At 36.6% G+C, this 290-nt stretch carries 1 protein-coding gene; it reads left to right on the forward strand.

Features of this window, described 5'->3' with window-relative positions:
* Positions 1-290: hypothetical protein (locus AOA60_RS34845; RefSeq protein WP_218240771.1), on the forward strand; the 290-nt coding region annotated here is incomplete at both ends.

Below are 290 nucleotides of genomic sequence, written 5' to 3' on the forward strand. Positions count from 1 at the left end.
TAACTTTAGTGATGGAAGGTTTCAACCCATTTTAATACAACCCAATAATAACAAGAAGGAAAACGTTAGTCGAATCATACTATGTTCTGGGAAAATTGGTGTAGATCTAGAGTCTGCTATGAAAGAAAGTGGAAAAGATTATCATTGGCTTCAAATTGTTCGGGTTGAAGAACTCTATCCATTCCCTTCGAAACAAGTGTATAAACTAAAAGAAAAGTTCTCTAATGCTGTGGAATGGGTTTGGGTACAAGAGGAACCGATGAATATGGGAGCTTGGCATTATGTATACC

Source organism: Pseudomonas sp. 2822-17, from assembly GCF_002742485.1.
Classification (GTDB): Bacteria; Pseudomonadota; Gammaproteobacteria; order Pseudomonadales; family Pseudomonadaceae; genus Aquipseudomonas; species Aquipseudomonas cyclaminis.